The 4,137-nt window shown below is 38.4% G+C and carries 4 protein-coding genes; 3 read left to right on the forward strand and 1 reads right to left on the reverse strand.

What is annotated here, in order from left to right:
- Window positions 1–173: 173 nt before the first annotated feature.
- Window positions 174–530 (reverse strand): DUF4870 domain-containing protein, encoded by a 357-nt coding sequence (locus tag RM545_RS17300; RefSeq protein ID WP_311485581.1) that lies wholly within the window; start codon window positions 528–530, stop codon window positions 174–176.
- Between the two features lie 183 nt (window positions 531–713).
- Between RM545_RS17300 and mnmE the strand changes: the two genes are divergently transcribed.
- From mnmE to RM545_RS17315, 3 genes are all read left to right on the forward strand, one after another.
- On the forward strand, window positions 714–2,129 hold the full coding sequence (gene mnmE / locus RM545_RS17305; protein ID WP_311496537.1) for a tRNA uridine-5-carboxymethylaminomethyl(34) synthesis GTPase MnmE: 1,416 nt from the start codon (window positions 714–716) through the stop codon (window positions 2,127–2,129).
- Window positions 2,130–2,363: 234 nt separating this feature from the next.
- Window positions 2,364–3,506 carry a tyrosine-type recombinase/integrase gene (locus tag RM545_RS17310; RefSeq protein ID WP_311496538.1) on the forward strand — a complete coding sequence of 381 codons (1,143 nt, stop codon included), beginning with the start codon at window positions 2,364–2,366 and terminating at the stop codon, window positions 3,504–3,506.
- A partial coding sequence (locus tag RM545_RS17315; protein WP_311496539.1) for a hypothetical protein occupies window positions 3,496–4,137 on the forward strand: 642 nt, incomplete at its 3' end. The genes RM545_RS17310 and RM545_RS17315, both read left to right, overlap by 11 nt.

Consider the following 4,137-nt stretch of genomic DNA (forward strand, 5'->3'; position numbering starts at 1 on the left):
ACCCGACAAGCTCAGTGAGAGATGCTGAAACAAGTTCAGCATGACAACCTGGAAACTACAAGCCGATAACTGCCATTTTCAGCACTACTTGTGATAAGGAAAGAGAAAAGTACAACTTCGCACCTCAAAAGGTCGATAATTGCCAGATTTGAGTCGTCTCCTTCCGTAGAATCTTACGAAATCAACTGAAGTGTGAATGGGTAACTACAAGGTTCACCATTACTTGCTTTAATAGCATTAATAATAGGAAGTACTATTCCAAAAATCCAGATTATTCCCAGCAACAAAAGTCCAATTCCGAAAAGAAAAATGAGTGGTATACAAACGATGCTGTAAAGAAACAGGCTAATCTGAAAGTTCATGATCATTTTCCCATGCTCATCCATTCCCAGCACTTTGTCCTTTTGTGTTGCCCACAGAATTAGCGGAACGATGAATCCGCCAATCCCGGTGATTAAATCCAGTAACTGACTACTGTGCGCTATAACCAGCATCTGCCGGTCCTCTCTCATTGCTGTATAACTTTCCATTGTTTGATGATTATAATTAGAATTACTGATGATGACGTCCAGAAAAAGATGGGCTTTACAAATAAGACGACTTGTATTTCAAAATGTTACAGGATTTTTATCACTTGCATTTGATTTTAGTAAAAACCGTGAGCTTCTAAACCGAAAACTGGCAAATTGATAGTCGTTTCTTACCTTTGCAAAATGAAATTGAACGACACTATTGTTGCACTCGCCACGCCTTCTGGCGCAGGTGCAATTGCGATTATAAGAGTTTCAGGACCAGAAGCCATTTCGATTGTTGCCCCGGTTTTCAAAGCTAAGAGCGGTAAGAAACTGGAAGATCAACCTTCGCACACGCTTCACTTGGGTAATATAATAGATGCTGAAAGAATTATTGATGAAGTTCTAGTTTCCGTTTTTCGTGCGCCAAAATCTTATACGGGCGAGGAAACTATAGAGATTTCCTGCCATGGAAGTCCTTATATCCAACAGGAAATTATCCAGTTAATGATTCAGAAAGGTTGCCGTTCTGCGGAAGCTGGAGAATTTACACTGCGCGCATTTCTTAACGGAAAAATGGATTTAAGCCAGGCAGAAGCTGTAGCCGATTTAATTTCTTCTGAAAATCAGGCATCGCACCAGATGGCGATGCAACAGATGCGCGGCGGATTTTCCAATGAAATCCAGCGGCTTCGTCAGGAACTGCTGGATTTTGCTTCTTTAATTGAACTGGAATTGGATTTTGCTGAAGAAGATGTGGAATTTGCCAATCGTGATCAATTTAAAGAGCTTGTCGCAAGGATTCAGCAGGTTCTGAAACGGCTTATAGATTCTTTTGCGACAGGAAATGTGCTAAAAAATGGAATTCCTGTCGCCATTGTAGGCGAACCAAATGTGGGAAAATCTACTTTACTAAATTCCCTTCTCAACGAAGAACGCGCCATAGTTTCTGAAATTGCTGGGACAACGCGGGATACCATTGAAGATGAAATGGCTATTGGCGGAGTCGGTTTCAGGTTTATAGATACCGCCGGAATTCGGGAAACGCAGGACATAGTAGAGAGTATCGGGATTAAGCGAACTTTTGAAAAGATAAGTCAGGCGCAGGTCGTTGTTTTTCTGCTAAACGCAGAAAGGTTCAAAGTTCTGAGTTCAGAGTTTAAAGTTGAAATAGAAAAAATAAAAAACCAATTTCCGCAGAAACCATTACTTATCATTGCCAACAAAACAGATAAAATTGAAGAAACAGAGCGGGAAAGGCTGATTGCAGAACTAGAGACTATCTCGGGAAATAGTGAAAGATCACAGTTTTTACTACTCTCCGCCAAGACCGGAGCGGGAGTTGAGGAATTGAAAAACAAATTATTAGATTTTGTAAATACAGGCGAACTCCGCAACAATAATACTATTGTCACTAACTCCAGACATTACAACGCGCTGCTAAGCGCTCTTGAAGAAATAAATAAGGTTCAGGACGGTCTAAACGCTAATCTCTCCGGAGATCTTCTTGCGATAGATATCCGCCAGGCATTGCATCACTTTGGAGAAATTACCGGCGAAATAACTAACGACGATTTGTTAGGGAATATTTTTGCTAATTTTTGTATTGGCAAATAAACAGCAAATTTTATTTGATTTCATTTGTTTCTTTTTGATGTTAAATGATATCAAAATTCACTAAAATAGGGGCTTAACAGCCCCTATTTATTTTCTGTTCCTTTCTAGTAGAAAGAGGTTGGTACACCTCATTTTTCACCTTTGGTACACCTCGTTGTTAATTTTCATATCTCAGGTGTACTTTGGTACACCTTGTATTTCTTTTTTGTTTATCTTTAAGAAAAAGAAGGGGTTATGAAAATTAAACTTAAAAAGAAGAAACTGGCCACGGGAAAGTATAGTCTCTATATAGAATATTATAAAGGTAAGGTCAGAGATGCAGATGGAAAACAGACCCATAATAGAGAGTTTGAATATCTCAAAGAATATTTATATATCGACCCAAAAAATGCTTCGGAAAAAAGAGAAAACGAAGAGATCCTTTTAAGAGCCGAGCAGATTTTATCCATACGAAGAGCTGAGTATGCTCAGGGAAAATATGGAATCAAAGATAGATCTAAAGATAAGCTTCTTTTTCTCACTTACTACGAGAAGCTTAAAGAAGAACGTTATGAGAGTAAAGGAAATTATGACAATTGGGATGCCGCCCAAAATCATATAGAAGATTACTGCAAAAAAAGACATATAACTTTTGAGGATATTGATGAAGAATTTGTCATAGGGTTTAAAAAGCATTTAAATAAGAAGGCGACAACTAAATCCAATACAGAACTTTCTCAAAATTCTAAATATACCTACTACAATAAGTTTAAAGCAGCTTTAAGGCAAGCCTTTGAAGATGGATACACCCGTAGAAACTTTGCTACCTCTGTAAAAGGTTTTGCGCAGGGAGAAACTTCACGTGAGCATCTTACACATGAAGAGCTTCAAGCAGTGGCAAAGGCACATTGCAAACATCCAATTTTAAAATCGGCTTTTTTATTCAGTTGCCTGACAGGTTTAAGATGGAGCGACATTAATAAACTCACCTGGTCTGAGGTAAGGGATGAAGAAGGTGAAACCCGGCTCGTTTTCAGGCAAAAGAAAACAGCAGGCCAGGAGTATCAATTTATCTCCGGTCAGGCAAGACAGCTTTTAGGGAAGAGAAAAAGTGAAAGTGATCGGGTGTTTCAGGGATTGAAGTATGGAGCTCATTTTAATGCAGAAATTCTCAGATGGTGTATGCGCGCAGGTATAACAAAGCATATTACGTTTCATAGTGCCAGGCATACACATGCAGTACTTCTCCTCGAAAATGGAGCAGATATTTATACTGTTTCCAAAATTCTCGGTCATAAAGAAATTAGAACGACTCAGGTCTATGCCAAAATTGTAGACAAGAAGAAAAAAGAAGCTGCGTATTTGATCCCGGAGCTCAGAATAAATCATGAGTTTTGATCTATTTCCATACTTGACCAGTATAGCCTTTATTTTTATTTATGGGCGATTAGCAAATCATTTTGCCCCGAAAGTTTTCGGCTATTTCTTAAACGAGACCATTGCTTGGCAGCAGCATTTAGAAAAGCCAAGGATATTCTTACACTCGATTGGACTAGGCTTTATGAATCTTATGGTCTACTCCAATTCATCACTGGAAAAAACAGGGTTACTTATTCAATTTATCGTGTGGCTTACATTTATCCTAGGATTCCTTGCTTGTCAATTTACCTGGACTAAGAAATTTGAAGACACTTTTGCGCCACAGCTTAAAAAGCCTACTGCTAAATCTTCTGAAAATTTTAATCTTTCTATTTCAGATCTTCAATTAATCCAACTTTACAATGAACTAGTAAGATTCGATCTCTTAAACCAGGATTTAACGACCGTAGAGGATTTTAAATATGTTCTGCTAAAGGATTGGAAGGAACACCATTCTAAACTTCACTTAAAGATGGACGGCCCGAGCTGCAGGGAATTCTACGATTATCTCATTAGAACCTATCCTAATAATACACTGACTATGAAAAGTTTATTTATTACTTCTAAGCTGGTTCTGCGTCCTGATGGCAAGAGTTACAATTATAACACC

The organism is Autumnicola lenta, from assembly GCF_031846515.1.
Lineage (GTDB): Bacteria > Bacteroidota > Bacteroidia > Flavobacteriales > Flavobacteriaceae > Autumnicola > Autumnicola lenta.

Coding starts and splice junctions, on each gene's coding strand:
- RM545_RS17300 (WP_311485581.1), bottom strand. CDS start 530: ATGGAAAGTTATACAGCAATGAGAGAGGACCGGCAGATGCTGGTTATA.
- mnmE (WP_311496537.1), top strand. CDS start 714: ATGAAATTGAACGACACTATTGTTGCACTCGCCACGCCTTCTGGCGCA.
- RM545_RS17310 (WP_311496538.1), top strand. CDS start 2,364: ATGAAAATTAAACTTAAAAAGAAGAAACTGGCCACGGGAAAGTATAGT.